This is a genomic window from Marinoscillum luteum (genome assembly GCF_044005705.1).
Taxonomy (GTDB): Bacteria; Bacteroidota; Bacteroidia; order Cytophagales; family Cyclobacteriaceae; genus Marinoscillum; species Marinoscillum luteum.
Genome location: NZ_JBIPKE010000014.1, coordinates 1 through 16,772, shown reverse-complemented (window position 1 = coordinate 16,772; position 16,772 = coordinate 1). Strand labels below are relative to the sequence as shown.

Genomic DNA, 16,772 nt, shown 5'->3' with positions numbered 1-16,772 from the left:
TTAAATACAATGAAGAAACTTTTCATGACCCTTTTGGCAGCTACTCTATTTTTTGGCTGCAAGGAAAACACGGCTTATCAGGCCATATTGAATGACCCGGAAACTTTTAGCGGGGCGATGAAGCAGCTGACGGATGTTATCGTGTATGATATCTTTTCTCCTCCGGTGGCTAGCCGGGTTTATAGTTATTCCAGCATCGCAGCCTTTGAGGTGCTTGCAATTTCTAATCCAGATACCCTGATTTCCCTGGGCGGGCAAGTGACGGATTTTACCACACCTCCGGCACCACCTGCTGGCATCAATGATAAGTTGGCCAGTTTGCATGCCTTTCTCACAGTGGGCAAAGCCTTGATTTTTTCTGAAGATAAAATAGACGCTTACCGTGAAAATTTATACAAGAATTTGGAAGAGAACGGTCTCCCGGCTTCTGTGAAGGAAAAATCACTGGCGTATGGGGAGCTGGTGGCGAAGCATGTGATGGCCTGGGCAGATGGCGATATGTACAAACAGACCCGTACTTTTCCTAAATATACGATCAGGAATGAGACCTATGCCTGGAAGCCAACGCCACCAGATTATATGGAAGGGATAGAACCTCACTGGAATAAAATCAGACCCCTCATATTGGACTCAGCCAATCAGTTTCCTCCGGTACCTCCACTGGAACTCACCATGGACAAAGACAGTGAGTTTTACCGTCAGCTGGCCGAAGTATATGAAAAAGGAGGTGGTCAGAATGAAGAGAACACCCAGATCGCCAAGTTTTGGGACTGCAACCCTTACGTTTCACATCACCGTGGGCATGCAATGTTTGCCACGAAGAAAATCACCCCCGGAGGGCACTGGATAGGCATCGTGGCCATTGCCACCCGGAAGGCCGGAAACAACTTCAGTGAAACGGTGGAAGCTTACACAAGAACTTCCATCGCCCTGTTTGATGGTTTTATCAGCTGCTGGGACGAGAAATGGAGAAGTATTGTAGTCAGACCTGAGACGCTGATCAACCAATACATGGATGAGGAATGGGTGCCCCTGCTACAAACACCTCCTTTCCCTGAATACACCAGTGGACATAGTGTGATTTCACGTGCCGCGGCAGTTACACTTACCGATTATTATGGTGACAACTTCTCCTTCGAAGACACCACCGAAATGGAGTATGGACTCCCACAGCGGGATTTCAATTCATTTCTGGAAGCTAGTGAAGAGGCCGCGATCAGCAGGCTCTATGGCGGTATTCATTACATGATGGCCATAGAGAATGGAGTAGATCAGGGTGAGAAAGTGGGAGATTTCGTAGTACAAAACCTTCAGACCAGGCGCAATAAGGCACTGGCTACCAAATAAACAAAAGACCAATGACAACATTGAAATCATTAAAAATAGCAGGCCTTGTGGTACTGCTATTTTTTTCATGCACCCCTCAAAAGCAGACCGAAGCAACTGATGAAACTGCGGATTTTTATGAGCCTTGGGAATCACTGGGGCCGTTGTTTCACGATGTGCAAATGGCAGGGGTTTTCCCTGATTCCAAAACCTTCGTGGACTGCACACCCAAGAGTTATCCTGCCACCATCGCTTCGGATTATCTCGCCCGCAAGGATGATCCTGATTTTGATTTGAAGGCTTTTGTGAGTGCAAACTTTATCCCTCCATCTGAGCCTGAGATCGTAGCATCAAGGGAAGAGTCACTCAAGATGCACCTTGAAAATCATTGGAAAAACTTAACAAGGAAGGCCAGTGAATCAGACGAAATTTCGACTCTGATCCCATTGCCCGGCGAATATGTGGTGCCCGGTGGGCGTTTTAGAGAAATTTATTATTGGGATAGCTACTTCACCCTGATAGGGCTGGGGGCCTCTGGTCGTACGGACCTGGTAGAGGCCATGGTCGATAATTTTGCTTATCTGATAGATACTGTGGGCTTTATTCCCAATGGCAATAGGACCTATTACCTTGGCAGAAGCCAACCGCCGTTTTTTGCTTCGATGGTCAATCTTTATGCACAGCTCACTTCCGTAGAGGAGGCCACCATTTATTTGCCTGCAGTACAAAAGGAATACGATTTTTGGATGCAGGGATCGGAATACCTGAGCTCAGACCTGCCTGCAGTCAACAGAGTGGTGCGCTTGTCAGACGGAACCATGCTCAATCGCTATTGGGATTTTCTGGATTTCCCCAGACCAGAATCACACAAGGAAGATTACGAATTGGCAGAAGGTTTATCAGATCAGGAGCAGAAGAAACTCTATCGCAATCTGCGGGCCGGAGCTGAGTCCGGATGGGACTACAGCACGCGCTGGTTTCAGGATAAAGCCGATTTTGGAAGCATCCGTACCACGGACATGTTGCCTGTGGACCTGAACAGTCTCATGTTTGCGGTGGAAACCACCCTGGCCAATCTCTATGCGGCTGACGGGAAGGTTCAGCAGTCAGATTTTTATTCAGCCCAAGCCGATCAGCGCAAGGCAGCTATTCAGCGCTTGTTTTGGGATGCCGATAAAGGGGCCTTTACAGATTATATCTGGACGGAGAACAGACTATCGGATCAGCTGACACTGGCGGGCGCCTATCCCTTGTACTTTATTCTAGCGTCAGCTCAGCAAGCCGATGCACAGGCACGAGTATTGGAGTCAGACTTTCTCCTCCCTGGAGGGGTAGTGACCACTACCATCGAGTCCGGGCAGCAATGGGATTACCCCAATGGTTGGGCACCCCTCCAATGGATGACGATTAAGGGTCTTGAACATTATGACAAAATGGATTTGGCGACTGAGATCAAAACCAGATGGTTGAGGGTGAATGATAAAGTCTACCAAAATACCGGCAAAATGATGGAAAAATACAATGTGGCTGACACCACTCTGATCGCCGGAGGAGGAGAGTACCCCACGCAGGATGGTTTCGGGTGGAGCAATGGCGTAGCCCTAGGACTGATGTCAGACAATGTGGCTTACTGAGTAGGTGACTTTCTAACGGAAAGGCAGCAGAGGAATAAATTTTTAATTTTCAATCGTTTTCATTCGCACACTCGCAAAACCCCTCCTCGAAAGCAGGGGTTGATTGCCATTTTCTTACTATTATAGGGATTGAAATCACTGACTAAACCAATCCCACATGGAAAATGTAGCATTGAGCTTTGTAGATATAGCCATTATTGTCGTTTACATTTTTGGCATCATTTGGTATGGAATCTCCAAGGGCAAACAACAAACCTCCGAAGAGTATTTTTTAGCTGGTCGGAACATGACCTGGCCCATCGTCGGGATTTCTTTGTTTGCAGCCAATATAGGCAGTAACACGCTCATTGGTCTTACCTCCGATGCGTTTCAGACCAATACGGCGGTTTACAATTATGAGTGGATGGCGGCTGTAGTGCTGGTTTTCTTCTCCATATTCTTTTTGCCCTTCTACCTGCGCTCAAAGGTCTACACCATGCCGGAGTTTCTTGAGCGCCGGTACGACAGCAGATCCCGGTATTATTTTTCCTTTATCACCATTGTGGGCAATGTCATTATCGACACCTCGTCTGGGTTGTATGCCGGAAATCTGATTCTGAAAATCATTTTCCCGGAGATTTCTTCCACGTTTATCATTGTAGGTTTGGCATTGGCCGCCGCAGCATATACGATACCGGGTGGGCTCTCTTCCGTTGTTCATACCGAGGTGATCCAGGCGATTCTATTGGTCGTGGGCTCTATGATTTTAACTTATTTCTGTGTTACGGAGGTGGGCGGATGGTCAGGATTGATGAGTGGCCTGGACGCACTCAATAGCAGTGGCTACATCAGTAAACCAGCCGACGTAGTGTTTGATATGGCAGGGCCAGTGGATGATGCGTATATGCCATGGACCGGCTTGCTCTTTGGGGTGCCGCTACTTGGTTTTTACTTCTGGGCCAACAATCAGTTTATGGTACAGCGTGTACTCAGCGCCAAAGATCTCAACCACGGTCGCTGGGGAGCATTGTTTGCCGGGTTACTGAAAATCCCGGTGATTTTTATCATGATTTTTCCTGGAGTGATTGCCATTGTGCTGTTTTCTGACCTGGACATCAGCGGGCTGAACTATTTAATTACCAATGAGGCCGGCGAGCAGGTGATCTGCCAAAACCTGGAGGATTGTCCCAATATGACCTATCCGGTCATGCTTTATCAACTACTACCTACAGGGCTGCTTGGGTTGGTCATTGCCGGATTGTTGGCGGCCATGTCCAGTAGTATTTCGGCTACACTCAATTCTGCCTCTACCCTGATCACCATGGATTTTGTGAATAAGTTGAATCCTAACCTTTCCAGCAAACAATTGGTGCGTGTCGGCCAGATTGCCACGGTGGTACTGGTATTGTTGGCTGCATTCTGGACACAGTACATTGAGCAGATTTCTGACTCCCTCTGGGAATACCTTCAGTTGGTGTTAGGGTTCATTGCCCCACCGGTGGTGGCAGTGTTCCTGGTGGGTTTGTTTTGGAAGCGAGGTAATGGAAATGGAGCCTTCGCAGCCCTTTTGGCGGGTCTTGCGATATCGGTTTTGATTATTCTTTCCTCAGTTTATGAGTTATTCCCTTCGCTAAATGCGATTCATTTTTTGCATAAAGCACCTTTGCTCATGCTGGCTTGTATACTGGTGCACGTCATTGTCAGCTTGCTCACCCCAGCCCCGAGTGATGAGGTAGTGAATACCCTCACCTGGAATGCGGGATTATACAGAGCAGAAACGAAAGAACTGGCCGGACTCCTCTGGTATAAGAATTACCGGGTACTGGCAGTTATATTGTTGATCATTACGGCTGTTGTCGTTGGGTCATTTTGGTAAGGAAAATATAAAATATCATGGCATACATTGTCGCATTAGATCAGGGGACTACCAGTTCGAGAGCCATTCTCTTCAATGAGAAAGGGGAAATCGTCGGCATAAAGCAAAAGGAGTTTACCCAGTTTTTTCCGAAATCCGGATGGGTAGAGCACGATCCGGAAGAGATATGGACCACACAGTCTGAGGTTTTCCGATCTCTTTTGAATGAACTTTCAATTTCGCCTAAGGAAATTACCGCCATTGGCATCACCAACCAGAGGGAAACTACCGTGGTTTGGGATCGGGATACAGGTGAGCCTGTCTACAATGCCATCGTATGGCAGGATAAACGTACCTCGGAGTTTTGTGAAGATCTGAAGAGTAGGGGCCTTGAGGAAAAGGTTAGAAGCAAAACCGGTCTTGTAATAGACTCCTATTTCTCGGGCACAAAAATTAACTGGATACTCGACAATGTGGAAAATGCCAGAGCGGAGGCCGATAAAGGGAATCTTTGCTTTGGCACCATAGACACATGGCTGGTATGGAAACTCACCAATGGCAAGGCTCATGTGACTGATTACACCAATGCCTCGCGGACTATGCTCTACAACATTGTAGAGAATAAATGGGACGATGACTTGCTCGAGATCCTGAAGGTACCAATGTCCATGCTTCCTGAGGCCCATCCTTCAGCCTATCATTTCGGAGATTTTGAATTCAAAGGCACCACCATTCCTATTATGGGCATTGCGGGAGATCAGCAGGCGGCCCTTTTCGGACAAGCGTGCTTTGATCCGGGAGAGGCTAAAAACACCTACGGCACCGGCTGTTTCATGCTGATGAATACGGGTACCAAATGTGAGGTATCCCAAAATGGTTTACTGACTACCATGGCCTGCAGTACTACCGGAGAGCTTACCTACGCTCTGGAAGGCAGTATATTCATTGCAGGAGCCGCCATACAGTGGTTACGTGATGGCCTGAGGGTCCTGGATCATGCGGAAGATTCCGAATACTTTGCCAGAAAGGTGGAAACCAATGAGGTGTATTTGGTACCGGCATTTGCCGGACTAGGGGCACCCTATTGGGATCAGTATTCGCGAGGAGCCATTTTTGGACTGACCCGCGATACGGGAAAAAATCACATCATCAAGGCTGCTCTCGAATCCATAGCTTTTCAGACACGAGATGTTAAAACTGCAATGGAGCAGGATTCTGGTATAGAGATCACCAGTCTGATGGTGGATGGTGGAGCCACTAACAACAATTACCTCATGCAGTTTCAGTCGGATATCCTGGGAGTAGAGGTGGATCGCCCCGCCATCACGGAATCTACGGCACTCGGTGCTGCCTATCTGGCGGGGTTGCATGCTGGCGTCTGGACACTGGATGAAATTAAGAAAGTGAGAAAGACGGATAGAAAATTTGCTCCGGGCATAACAAAGACTGAACGAGACCACTTATACAAGGGCTGGCAAAAAGCAGTACAAAGAACATTTGACTGGGCAAAGGATTTATGAATGCATTCAACGCAAATGACAGGGGTGATTTGGTTAAGGTCCTGGGAGATACCCACTACGACCTCATCATTATAGGGGGAGGTATTACGGGAGCAGGTATAGCGCTGGATGCTGCCTCAAGAGGATTGAAAACAGCCCTGTTTGAAAAAAACGACTTTGCCTCGGGTACCAGTAGCAAATCCACCAAACTGATACACGGTGGACTTAGGTACCTCAAGCAATTTGAGGTAGCACTGGTTCGTGAAGTAGGACAGGAAAGAGCAGTGGTGCACCATCTGGCGCCGCACCTGGTGAAAGCGGAGAAGATGCTTCTGCCATTGATTACAGATGGCACTTATGGAAAAATCCTCACATCGGTGGGGCTGATGGTCTATGATGTACTGGCCGGGGTGGAGAAGGTGGATCAGCGCAAGATGCTGACCAAAGAGGAAACACTAGAGATGGAACCCCTGCTTGGGCCTGATGTACTGGAGGGAGGCGGGGTTTACGCTGAGTACAGAACTGACGATGCCCGCCTCACAATAGAGATTCTGAAAACAGCTACCCGGATGGGTGCCGATATTATCAACTACGGAGAGGTCACAGACTTTGTGTACCATGCAGGGAAAATTACCGGGGTACATTGGCGTGATAACCTTACAGACACCAGCTACACGAGTAGTTGCGATTACACGGTGAGTGCAGCTGGGCCATGGGTAGATGAAATACGAGCCAAAAACAAATCCTTACATGGGAAGTACCTGCACCCTACTAAAGGTGTGCACATTGTGGTGCCGCATGAGAAGTTCCCTGTTCACCAGTCGGTCTACTTTGATGTGCCGGATGGGCGGATGATTTTTGCCATTCCCAGAGACCGGGTGACCTATATTGGCACCACCGATACAGACTACCATGGAGACATCAATCATGTGCGCACTGAAAAAGTGGACGTGGACTACCTGATCAATGGAGTAAGGCATATCTTCCCTAAGATAAAGCTCAACATAAAGGACGTAGAATCCAGCTGGGCAGGCCTGCGACCCTTGATAGAAGAGGAGGGAAAATCGGCCTCCCAGCTTTCGCGAAAGGATGAAATATTTGAATCAGAAACGGGACTTTTATCGATAGCCGGAGGTAAACTGACAGGCTATCGCAAGATGGCAGAACGCATTGTGGACAGATTGTCCAAAAAGATCAGAGAGGATAAAGACAAGAAACTTTCGGACTGTGTGACAGACAAAATTTACCTGTCAGGAGGCGTGTTCAAGGACGGAAATGATGTGCACAGATACCAGAAGGAAGTAGAGCAGCAGGTGGTTTCCTTTGGACTGGACCCATACTATGCAGAATATCTTGTGAGTAATTATGGTCGACAAACAGGCGACATTTTTAAACTTTTCAGGCAGAGGCAGGAAACAGACCCTGAAATACGTCTGGCGCTTTCGGAGTTGGTTTTTACTATAGAAAATGAAGCAGTCCATTCACTGCTGGATTTTTTCGAAAGAAGAACAGGGAGGTTGTATTTCAATATCAAGACCATCCCTAAACTCATAGAGCCCGTTTTTCAACACCTGACCTCTACCTTTGGGTGGTCAGAAACCCGCCAGCAGCAGGAGAAAGATTGGCTTCATCACGGATTGGAAGTAGCCAGTCATTTTCTATAATCCCATTTTCAGTATTCAAAAAATCGACATGAGTGTAAACAAAACATGGTGGAAGGAAGCAGTGGTATATCAGGTATACCCCCGCAGTTTCAATGATAGCAATGGCGATGGCATTGGAGACCTGCAAGGGATTATTCAAAAACTGGATCACATCAAGAGTCTTGGAGTGGATGTCATCTGGCTGTGTCCGGTGTACAAGTCGCCCAATGATGATAATGGCTATGACATCAGCGATTATTATGACATCATGGATGAGTTTGGCACCATGGAGGATTTTGACGAGCTACTAAGCGGGATTCATGCTCGTGGGATGAAACTATTGATGGATCTGGTGGTGAACCACTCCTCCGATGAGCATGCCTGGTTCAAAGAATCAAGGTCTTCCAGAAACAACCCTAAGCGCGACTATTACATTTGGAAGCCGGGGAAGAATGGTGGGCCACCCAATAACTGGCCTTCTTTCTTTAGTGGAAGTGCCTGGCAGTATGCTGAAGAAACCAATGAGTATTACCTGCATCTGTTTACCAAAAAGCAACCTGACCTGAACTGGGAAAATCCGAAGCTCCGCGAGGAAGTCTATCAACTGATGCGCTACTGGTTGGACAAAGGGGTCAATGGCTTCAGAATGGATGTGATCTCCGTGATCTCTAAAAGAAACTATGACGATACCCCCCATGCCAACTTCAATGATACCATTGCTCAGGTCTATGCCAACGGCCCCAGGATTCATGAATTCCTGAAGGAAATGAATCGGGAGGTGATGAGCCACTATGATGTGATGACAGTGGGCGAAGGCCCCGGAATAGATCTCGATACAGGCTTGCAGTATGTAGCAGAGGATGAAAAAGAGTTGAATATGCTTTTTCATTTCGGGCACATGTTCATGGATCACGGACCAGGCGGAAGGTTTGATCCGAAACCAATCGACTTTGTAGAGTTTAAGAAAATATTCCGACTCTGGGATGAGAAATTTAAGAACGACGGATGGGGTAGCATTTTTCTTGGCAATCATGATTTTCAGCGGATCGTTTCTCGCTTTGGTAACGATGCGGATTTTTGGGAGGAGTCGGCAAAATTGCTCTGCCTTATGCTGATGACCATGAGAGGCACGCCCTATGTGTATCAGGGAGATGAGATAGGGATGACCAACGTGGCTTTTGATCGCATTGAGGATTACGATGATGTGGAGATCATGAACGCATACGCCGAGTGGAAAGCGCAGGGCAAAGACCTGGATCTGTTTCTCAAGCACGTGCATGTGAATGGGCGTGACAATGCCCGTACCCCCATTCAATGGGATGCCACTCAAAATGCCGGTTTCACTTCTGCCACCCCATGGCTGAAGTTAAATCCCAACTATACCAAAATCAATGTGGCAGATCAGCAGAACGCAGAGAACTCCATCTTGAATTTTTACAGGCAAATGATCAGCGTCAGGAAGGCCAATCCATCACTTGTGTATGCAAACTACGCTGTGATCAATGAGGCACACAAACAGGTATATGCTTATTGGAGATGGGACGATGCGGTCAGGTACCTCATATTGCTCAATTTTTCAGCAGATCAACAGACCTTTGAAGTAGACGATCGGTTTGATATTGAATCTTTGTCTTTGATCATCGGCAATATGGGAGCGGTGCAAATGGAGGGAGAAAAGATTTTCAAACTACTGCCGTGGCAGGCAGCCCTGTACCAGCTTTGATCCGGTGGTCATCAAATTTTGGAATTGCTAACAATTCTTTAAGATACGATTAATTGATCTCTGACTTTAAACCCTTTAATTTGGTGAGATCATTAAATTTCCCGTGTGAAGATTACCAATAAAGTTGTTTACCAAAATCTGGACGACCTGTTTAATCAGTCACCTGTTTTCGAGTTAACGGATGCTGACAAATGGGTGATCTTTAGCGACCTCCATATGGGCGATGGTGGCTCCACTGACGATTTCCGGACCAATTCCGACCTTTTTACCAGAGCACTAAAGGAGCATTATCTTCCCCGGCAGTATGGCTTAGTCCTCAACGGAGATGTGGAGGAGATGCAAAGGTTCAGCCTCAGGAAGATTTATAAGCATTGGAAATCTGTCTACGAGGTTTTCGATCAGTTTAGAGATCAGACCAGATTGCTTAAAACCATTGGTAATCACGATCTGGAACTAGGGATGATGAAGGATTTGCCATTTAATTACGAGCACCTCGATGGATTTGTGTTTGATTACAAAGGGGACAACCTTTTCTTTTTTCACGGGCATCAGGCTTCCAAGCGGTTTCAAAAACACAATGAATTGATCGGGTTCACCCTGAAGTACTTTGCCAACCCTCTGGGGATCAAAAATTACTCGGTGGCTCACAGCAGTAAGAAACAGTATAAAATAGAGAAGCGGGCCTATCATTACTCAGCTTATCGCAAAGTGGTATCAGTCATTGGTCACACGCATCGTCCGTTGTTTGAGTCAATGCACAAAGTAGAGCGGCTGAAATATAAAATCGAGCAACTTTGCCGCGAGTATGTAGAGGACATAGCCAATCAGACGGAGGCCATTGTCAGGTCCATAAGGGCCTATAAGAAGGACTTAAAGAAATACTATAAACAGGTACGCGATACCAATTTTCAGAACTATGTCTACAACACCATTTTTAACATCCCCTGTCTTTTCAATTCAGGCTGTGTCATAGGCAAGCGTGGGATGACCTGTCTGGAAATAGAAGGTGGTAAAATCAGGCTGGTTCACTGGTTCGATGGCAACATCAACAAGAAGTACCTGCATAAAACCGGCTACCAGCCACAGCAGATTCCAGGCACTGACTACTACCGCATGGTGATCAATGAAGAGTCTCTGGATTATGTGTTTACCAGAATAAAATTTTTAGCTTGATGAGAAAGATAATTTTGTTTGTTGGCTCCCTAGTTATGCTTACCTCCTGCTTTGGCCCGAAGAAAAACATGAAAGAAACCTTTGACCTTCAGGGACACAGGGGCTGTAGAGGGCTCATGCCTGAAAACACCATTCCGGCCTTCATCAAGGCCCTCGATCTGGAAGTAACTACCCTCGAAATGGACCTGGCGGTCACCAAAGACCGTCAACTGGTCGTTTCGCACGAACCCTTTATGTCAGCTGAAATGTGCCTTGATTCTATGGGAAATGAAATCCCAGAAACGCAGCAGCTTCAAAACAATATTTATCAGATGACTTATCAGGAAGTGGCAGGTTTCGATTGTGGCTCCAAACCACACCCAAGATTTCCTGAGCAGCAAAAAATGCAGGTAGTCAAGCCACGACTAGTGGATGTGATCGACCAAGTGGAAGACTACCTGAAGGTCAACGGTAAACCCCCTGTGGCTTATAACATCGAGATCAAGTCGCAGCCAGAAACCGATGATCTCTTTCATCCTGCACCCCCCACTTTTAGTGACCTGGTTTATGCCGTCTTAGATGAAAAACTTGACTGGAGCAGAACCACAATTCAATCTTTTGATTTCAGGGTGTTACAGTATTTTCATGAGCGTTACCCAAAAGTGACACTGGCGCTATTGATCGAAAACGACCTGACGGTGGAAGAAAACCTGGATTCACTCGGGTTTACCCCGGACATCTATAGTTGCTATTTTCCATTACTTTCGCGGGAGTCTGTTGATTTTTTACATAGCCGGGACATTCGGGTAATCCCATGGACGGTAAATGAAGTGACAGAAATGAAGGACGTAATGGAACTTGGGGTGGACGGTTTAATTACCGATTATCCCAATAGGTTTAATAGCATAAAGGATAAAAAATGAGTAAGAAGAAGTACGACGTTTATGCCATTGGCAATGCTGTAGTGGACTATGTGTTGGAATGTAGCGATGATTTTTTGATCGAACATGGGATCGAAAAATCAGTCATGACCCTGGTGGACGAGGAGCGTCAGGTGAAAGTACTAGCTGCCGTGAAAGACGGCATCAAAAAGAAAGAAGGAGGCGGGTCTGCTGCCAATACTATAGTGGCGACAAGTATGCTGGGTGGCAAGAGCTTTTACTCTTGCAAAGTGGCCAATGACGAAGACGGCAGGTTTTTTCTGGACGAGTTGGCCAATAATGGCATTGACACCAACCTGGATGGAAGTCACCTGGATGCGGGGATAACAGGAAAAGTACTCATCATGACGACTCCTGATACGGAGCGTACCATGAATACATTTTTGGGGATCAGCTCCGCTTTCTCCAAAGCGGAGCTTCGGCAGGATGCCCTGATCAACTCCGAATACCTCTTTATAGAGGGATATCTGGTAGCTTCAGAGACAGGTAGGGAAGCGATGAAAGTGGCTAAGAGAATGGCCGAAGACAATGGTGTAAAAGTGAGTATTACGTTTTCTGACCCCAGTATGGTGAAGTACTTCCAGAAGGAAATGGAGGAAGTGGTGGGAGCCTCTGTGGATTTGCTCTTTTGCAATGAAGAGGAAGCAATGCTCTTCACCAAGACCGATTCTGTCGCTGATGCCAGAGAAGAATTGAGAAAAGTAGCCAGAAAATTTGTGATCACACAAGGGAAGAATGGCGCCATGATATTTGATGGAGATACATTCGTGGATATAGAGTCCTACCCGGTCTCGGCAGTAGATAGCAACGGCGCAGGGGATATGTTTTCCGGGGCATTTCTTTATGGCATCACCAACGGTCACACTATGGCTTCTTCGGGTAAGTTGGCCAGCAAGGCAGCCTCAGAGGTGGTTGCTAAGTACGGCCCCAGGCTCACATTCCATCAGCTTCAGGAGATCAAGCGTGAAGTTTTTGACATTTAAACCCCTTTTTTTCACCACGTTTTCATAAAAATTGAAGAAATATCTCTGCGGAGCGGCGTTTAGTTTGGTAAAACTCAATCTTTACTTATCTTTGCCCTCCGTTTTGAGAAATCTCAGATTCCGGTCAGTGATTGGGGTCTGGTCATAATAAAAGAATAAGATAAAGGCATAGCCATGAAGAGAACATTTCAACCTTCAGTAAGGAAAAGAAAAAACAAACACGGATTCCGTTCAAGAATGGAGTCAGCCAACGGTCGTGCTGTATTGGCCAGACGTAGAGCAAAGGGAAGAAAGAAACTTACTGTTTCTGATCAAACTCACAAGAAATAAGTCTAACTAAAGGCCTATGACTGACTCAGGCCAAACGACTAGTCATGCGTTTTCTTTTCCAAAAAGGGAAAAGCTGACCGGTAAAAAAGACATTGAGGAACTGTTCAAGAATGGTTCCTCTTTTTATTTGCACCCTTTGTTATTGAAGTACAGAAGGGAGGAGGATTCTGCCGTGACCTATCATCGCGCCCTCTTTACAGTCCCCAAAAAAAACTTCAAGCGAGCCGTTCGGAGAAATCAGCTGAAGCGCCGCATGAGAGAAGCCTATAGGCTTCACAAATCCATCATCTATCAATCACCCGTTAGCGGCTTTTATCAGCTGGCATTTGTCTATTTAGATAAATCACCATTACCTTATGGTGAAATAGAGGATAAACTTAAAAAGCTATTGGTACGTTTAGAAAGTCAGCATTCTAAGATAGGGAAAGAACACCCGGGTGAGCCCAATTGAATGCAAGTTTAACCTCCTGTTTTGAGTACAAAATGAACAAGCAATGAATAAGAAGTGGAAAGCAATCGTGGCCATCTGTGCCATTAGTATTGGTTTTTTGGCTTTTAAAGCCACTCCCGTGGGTGATCGCACCTTCGAGATCGTGAAGAACCTCGATATTTTCGCCACGCTGTTTAAGGAAGTAAATGCCTACTACGTGGATGACATTCATCCGGACCAGCTGATGCGTACAGGCATTACAGCCATGCTGGCTTCGCTTGATCCTTATACCAATTACATTCCCGAAGATGACATAGAGGATTATCGCACCATCACCACCGGTGAGTATGGGGGCATTGGTGCTATAGTCGATAAGAAAGGAGGCGTGAGCACCGTAGTGATGCCTTACGAAGGCTACCCTGCGCACAAAGCTGGTCTTAAAGCGGGAGATCAGATTTTGAAGATTAATGGAATAGTGTTGGAGGGCAAATCGTCCGATGCTATCAGCAAACTGCTGAAGGGGCAGTCCAATTCGGATATTGTCCTGACGGTAAAGAGATTCGGACAAGAAAAACTGTTTGATGTGACGCTGGCTCGTGAGCGTATTACCATTAGCAACGTGCCTTATTTCGGAATGGTAGCCGAAGGAATCGGCTATGTAAAACTTACGGATTTCACTACCGAAGCAGGCGCTGAGGTGCGAAATGCTGTGAACGAGCTGAAAGCTGATGGCGCGAAAAAAATCATTTTGGATTTGCGGGGTAACCCGGGGGGCTTATTGGAAGAAGCCGTCAATGTTTCCAATGTCTTTGTGGGCAAAGGCCGGGAAGTGGTGACTACTCGAGGGAAGCTTAAGAACTGGACCAAGACCTACAACACTTTGAATGATCCCGCGGATACTCAGATTCCCCTTGCTGTATTGATCAGCAATGGAAGTGCATCGGCTTCTGAGATTGTAGCGGGAGTGATGCAGGACTATGATCGAGGAGTGCTCGTAGGGCAGCGTTCTTATGGCAAAGGACTGGTTCAGCAGACACGACCACTGGCTTATAACTCTCAACTAAAAGTGACCACTGGAAAATATTATATCCCTTCTGGCAGATGTATCCAGGCCATTGACTACAGCCATCGAAACCCAGACGGTAGCATCGGCAAAATTCCGGATTCACTCAAGAGTGAGTTCAAGACCCAATCCGGTCGATCTGTTTTCGACGGTGGGGGCGTAAACCCTGACATTGAAGTGGAGCCGTTTGAGTACGCACCTATCGCCTACAGTCTGATGTCCAATGACCTGGTTTTTGATTATGCTACTCGTTATTATTACGCACACCCGGAGATTAAACCTGCTAAGGACTTCACCCTTACAGATGCAGAATATGATGAATTTAAAAACTGGTTGAAGGACAAAGAACTCAACTACACCACTCAGGTGGAGCAAAATATTGAGAAACTAATTGCATCGGCCAAGCAGGAAAAATATTATCAGGATATTGAGCAGCAGATCATGGATTTAAAAAGGGAAACCCTTCATAATAAGGATCAGGACCTGATCACTTTCAAGCCAGAGATTAAGAAATTGCTGGAGCAGGAAATTGCCGGGAGGTATTACTTCCAGAGCGGAATGATCGAGTCTACCTTTGATCAGGACCGGGAAGTCATGGAGGCCATTAAAGTTCTTAATGATTCCGAACGATATCAGAGCATTTTAAAAGGCAAATAATTGAGTACTATTCTAAGCCTCGACACTTCCACTAAGGTTTGTTCAGTGGCCATTCATCAGGAGGGAGTTTTGATAGGTCATCAGGCCTATCATTTGCAGAAATCCCACTCCAACCTTTTGCCAGGGATCATTCAGCAGCTGGCAGAGAACTGTGAAATGTCTTTGTCCGATCTGACGGCTGTCGCCCTGTCTGCAGGACCCGGATCTTATACAGGTCTGCGAATTGGCACAGCTACTGCGAAAGGAATGGCCTATACACTGAGCATTCCGTTGATCGCTTTGGATACATTGGATACTATGGTTGCTCAGGTGGCCCCTATGCTGAAGGGAGAAGAATTGCTCTGCCCTATGATCGATGCCAGGCGCATGGAGGTCTACTGCAAATTGGTAGATCATTCCGGCGCTGAAATTTGGAAAACCCAACCACTCATAGTAGATGAGCACTCTTTTGATGATCTCCAGCAGGAAAGCATTTACTTCTTCGGTAATGGCTCCGATAAGCTGGAGCAACTCTTTGGAGGAGTGGATAGGTATCACTTCATCAGAGACATTCATCCGTCTGCGGCCCACATGGGGGAGGTAGCCTGGGCCAAATTCCAGCATTCGGCATTTGAAGACATTGCCTACTTCGAGCCGGAATATCTAAAGGAATACCGAACTAATGTCCCATCTCAAAAGTTCAAGGTGTAATGGAAGAGATAATTAACCGTGTTTCGAAGAGTCCTTTAATCTCATTGGATTTCGATGAATATATTGACCAGTCCGAGCGGGCTTTTTTTGACCTGAAAGAAGGGCTTTTTCATGGGATGATTCTCAAAGAGAAAGAATTTCGTGAGTTTTTGAGAGATTATGATTGGCTGGCCTTCAAAGGCAAAAACGTTGGGGTCGTCTGTTCTGCAGATGCCATCATACCATCCTGGGCTTATATGTTAGTAGTTACCAGGTTGGAGGGTGTCGCCAATCTATCGGCGTTTGGTGGTGAAGAGGAACTCGAGAAAGCCTTAATCAATCAGGCGATTGATGAAATCCTGGAGCAGGATCTGGAGGGCGCCAAGGTGGTCATTAAGGGTTGTGGTGATATCAAGACCAGAGACTACGCATACTTCGAGTTGACAAGGAGGCTGCTGCCTATGGTGTCGAGTATCATGTACGGTGAGCCTTGTAGCACTGTCCCTGTTTACAAAAAGCCCAAATAGTTTTCTTGGGTCTGTGCTGACATTCCAATTTTCAGTTAATCACCCCATCAATTTTTGATTTTCCCGACTTCTTTTAGGGCTGATTGATGTTTTTGAATCCATGGGTCATGGACCAGGTCTGGGCCAATCAGCTGATAATCAGGCTCGTGATTAGGTGGGTTGATTAGGGGTTAAAAAAAGTTGTTTTATTTATTGAAAAATGAGCGGTGGAATCAGTGGCTTTACTATCTTTGCCGTCCATTCAGCGGGGATGGGGAGATGCTTGAGAGGATGAGGTGAGATTGGGCTTAGAAATAAAAAAATATTTTTCTCACAATAGGGTTTGATATTAAAAAATAAGTTCTAATTTTGCATCCGCTTT

At 46.4% G+C, this 16,772-nt stretch carries 14 protein-coding genes; all 14 read left to right on the top strand.

Annotated features, from left to right (window positions below; translation table 11 throughout):
- Window positions 1-9 precede the first annotated feature (9 nt).
- The gene (locus tag ACHKAR_RS06110; RefSeq protein WP_395416604.1) at window positions 10-1,347 is read left to right on the top strand and encodes a vanadium-dependent haloperoxidase; all 1,338 of its coding nucleotides are present in this window, start codon (window positions 10-12) and stop codon (window positions 1,345-1,347) included.
- Window positions 1,348-1,358: 11 nt separating this feature from the next.
- The gene (treF, locus tag ACHKAR_RS06105; RefSeq protein WP_395416603.1) at window positions 1,359-2,960 is read left to right on the top strand and encodes an alpha,alpha-trehalase TreF; all 1,602 of its coding nucleotides are present in this window, start codon (window positions 1,359-1,361) and stop codon (window positions 2,958-2,960) included.
- 157 nt (window positions 2,961-3,117) lie between these two features.
- Window positions 3,118-4,815, top strand: a complete 1,698-nt coding sequence (locus tag ACHKAR_RS06100; protein ID WP_395416602.1) for a sodium:solute symporter — start codon at window positions 3,118-3,120, stop codon at window positions 4,813-4,815.
- Window positions 4,816-4,832: 17 nt separating this feature from the next.
- On the top strand, window positions 4,833-6,314 hold the full coding sequence (gene glpK, locus ACHKAR_RS06095) for a glycerol kinase GlpK (protein ID WP_395416601.1): 1,482 nt from the start codon (window positions 4,833-4,835) through the stop codon (window positions 6,312-6,314).
- Complete coding sequence (locus ACHKAR_RS06090; RefSeq protein WP_395416600.1) at window positions 6,311-7,957, top strand: glycerol-3-phosphate dehydrogenase/oxidase; 1,647 nt, start codon at window positions 6,311-6,313, stop codon at window positions 7,955-7,957. The genes glpK and ACHKAR_RS06090 overlap by 4 nt, the downstream gene beginning before the upstream one ends.
- Before the next feature lie 28 nt (window positions 7,958-7,985).
- A complete protein-coding gene (locus ACHKAR_RS06085; protein ID WP_395416599.1) occupies window positions 7,986-9,659 on the top strand; it encodes a glycoside hydrolase family 13 protein in 1,674 nt (557 codons plus the stop codon).
- A gap of 105 nt (window positions 9,660-9,764) precedes the next feature.
- Complete coding sequence (locus tag ACHKAR_RS06080; protein ID WP_395416598.1) at window positions 9,765-10,832, top strand: metallophosphoesterase family protein; 1,068 nt, start codon at window positions 9,765-9,767, stop codon at window positions 10,830-10,832.
- Window positions 10,832-11,734, top strand: a complete 903-nt coding sequence (locus ACHKAR_RS06075) for a glycerophosphodiester phosphodiesterase family protein (protein WP_395416597.1) — start codon at window positions 10,832-10,834, stop codon at window positions 11,732-11,734. The genes ACHKAR_RS06080 and ACHKAR_RS06075 overlap by 1 nt, the downstream gene beginning before the upstream one ends.
- Window positions 11,731-12,735, top strand: a complete 1,005-nt coding sequence (locus ACHKAR_RS06070; protein WP_395416596.1) for an adenosine kinase — start codon at window positions 11,731-11,733, stop codon at window positions 12,733-12,735. Before ACHKAR_RS06075 ends, ACHKAR_RS06070 begins: the two co-directional genes overlap by 4 nt.
- A gap of 174 nt (window positions 12,736-12,909) precedes the next feature.
- Entirely contained in the window at window positions 12,910-13,065 is a 156-nt protein-coding gene (gene rpmH, locus ACHKAR_RS06065; RefSeq protein WP_115869829.1) for a 50S ribosomal protein L34, read from the top strand.
- Between the two features lie 16 nt (window positions 13,066-13,081).
- Window positions 13,082-13,516, top strand: coding sequence for a ribonuclease P protein component (gene rnpA, locus ACHKAR_RS06060; protein ID WP_159584351.1), 435 nt, complete (start codon window positions 13,082-13,084; stop codon window positions 13,514-13,516).
- A 43-nt stretch (window positions 13,517-13,559) separates the two neighbouring features.
- The gene (locus ACHKAR_RS06055; RefSeq protein WP_159584353.1) at window positions 13,560-15,215 is read left to right on the top strand and encodes a S41 family peptidase; all 1,656 of its coding nucleotides are present in this window, start codon (window positions 13,560-13,562) and stop codon (window positions 15,213-15,215) included.
- Window positions 15,216-15,905, top strand: coding sequence for a tRNA (adenosine(37)-N6)-threonylcarbamoyltransferase complex dimerization subunit type 1 TsaB (tsaB, locus tag ACHKAR_RS06050; protein ID WP_395416595.1), 690 nt, complete (start codon window positions 15,216-15,218; stop codon window positions 15,903-15,905).
- Window positions 15,905-16,411: a DUF2480 family protein gene (locus tag ACHKAR_RS06045; RefSeq protein WP_395416594.1), complete on the top strand. Its 507-nt coding sequence runs from the start codon at window positions 15,905-15,907 to the stop codon at window positions 16,409-16,411. Before tsaB ends, ACHKAR_RS06045 begins: the two co-directional genes overlap by 1 nt.
- Window positions 16,412-16,772: the final 361 nt, after the last annotated feature.

What these genes read in the sequence shown, in the direction of transcription:
- ACHKAR_RS06075 (WP_395416597.1), top strand. Translation starts at nt 10,832, where the DNA reads ATGAGAAAGATAATTTTGTTTGTTGGCTCCCTAGTTATGCTTACCTCC.
- ACHKAR_RS06055 (WP_159584353.1), top strand. Translation starts at nt 13,560, where the DNA reads ATGAATAAGAAGTGGAAAGCAATCGTGGCCATCTGTGCCATTAGTATT.
- ACHKAR_RS06090 (WP_395416600.1), top strand. Translation starts at nt 6,311, where the DNA reads ATGAATGCATTCAACGCAAATGACAGGGGTGATTTGGTTAAGGTCCTG.
- ACHKAR_RS06110 (WP_395416604.1), top strand. Translation starts at nt 10, where the DNA reads ATGAAGAAACTTTTCATGACCCTTTTGGCAGCTACTCTATTTTTTGGC.
- rpmH (WP_115869829.1), top strand. Translation starts at nt 12,910, where the DNA reads ATGAAGAGAACATTTCAACCTTCAGTAAGGAAAAGAAAAAACAAACAC.
- glpK (WP_395416601.1), top strand. Translation starts at nt 4,833, where the DNA reads ATGGCATACATTGTCGCATTAGATCAGGGGACTACCAGTTCGAGAGCC.
- ACHKAR_RS06100 (WP_395416602.1), top strand. Translation starts at nt 3,118, where the DNA reads ATGGAAAATGTAGCATTGAGCTTTGTAGATATAGCCATTATTGTCGTT.
- treF (WP_395416603.1), top strand. Translation starts at nt 1,359, where the DNA reads ATGACAACATTGAAATCATTAAAAATAGCAGGCCTTGTGGTACTGCTA.
- ACHKAR_RS06070 (WP_395416596.1), top strand. Translation starts at nt 11,731, where the DNA reads ATGAGTAAGAAGAAGTACGACGTTTATGCCATTGGCAATGCTGTAGTG.
- rnpA (WP_159584351.1), top strand. Translation starts at nt 13,082, where the DNA reads ATGACTGACTCAGGCCAAACGACTAGTCATGCGTTTTCTTTTCCAAAA.
- ACHKAR_RS06085 (WP_395416599.1), top strand. Translation starts at nt 7,986, where the DNA reads ATGAGTGTAAACAAAACATGGTGGAAGGAAGCAGTGGTATATCAGGTA.
- ACHKAR_RS06045 (WP_395416594.1), top strand. Translation starts at nt 15,905, where the DNA reads ATGGAAGAGATAATTAACCGTGTTTCGAAGAGTCCTTTAATCTCATTG.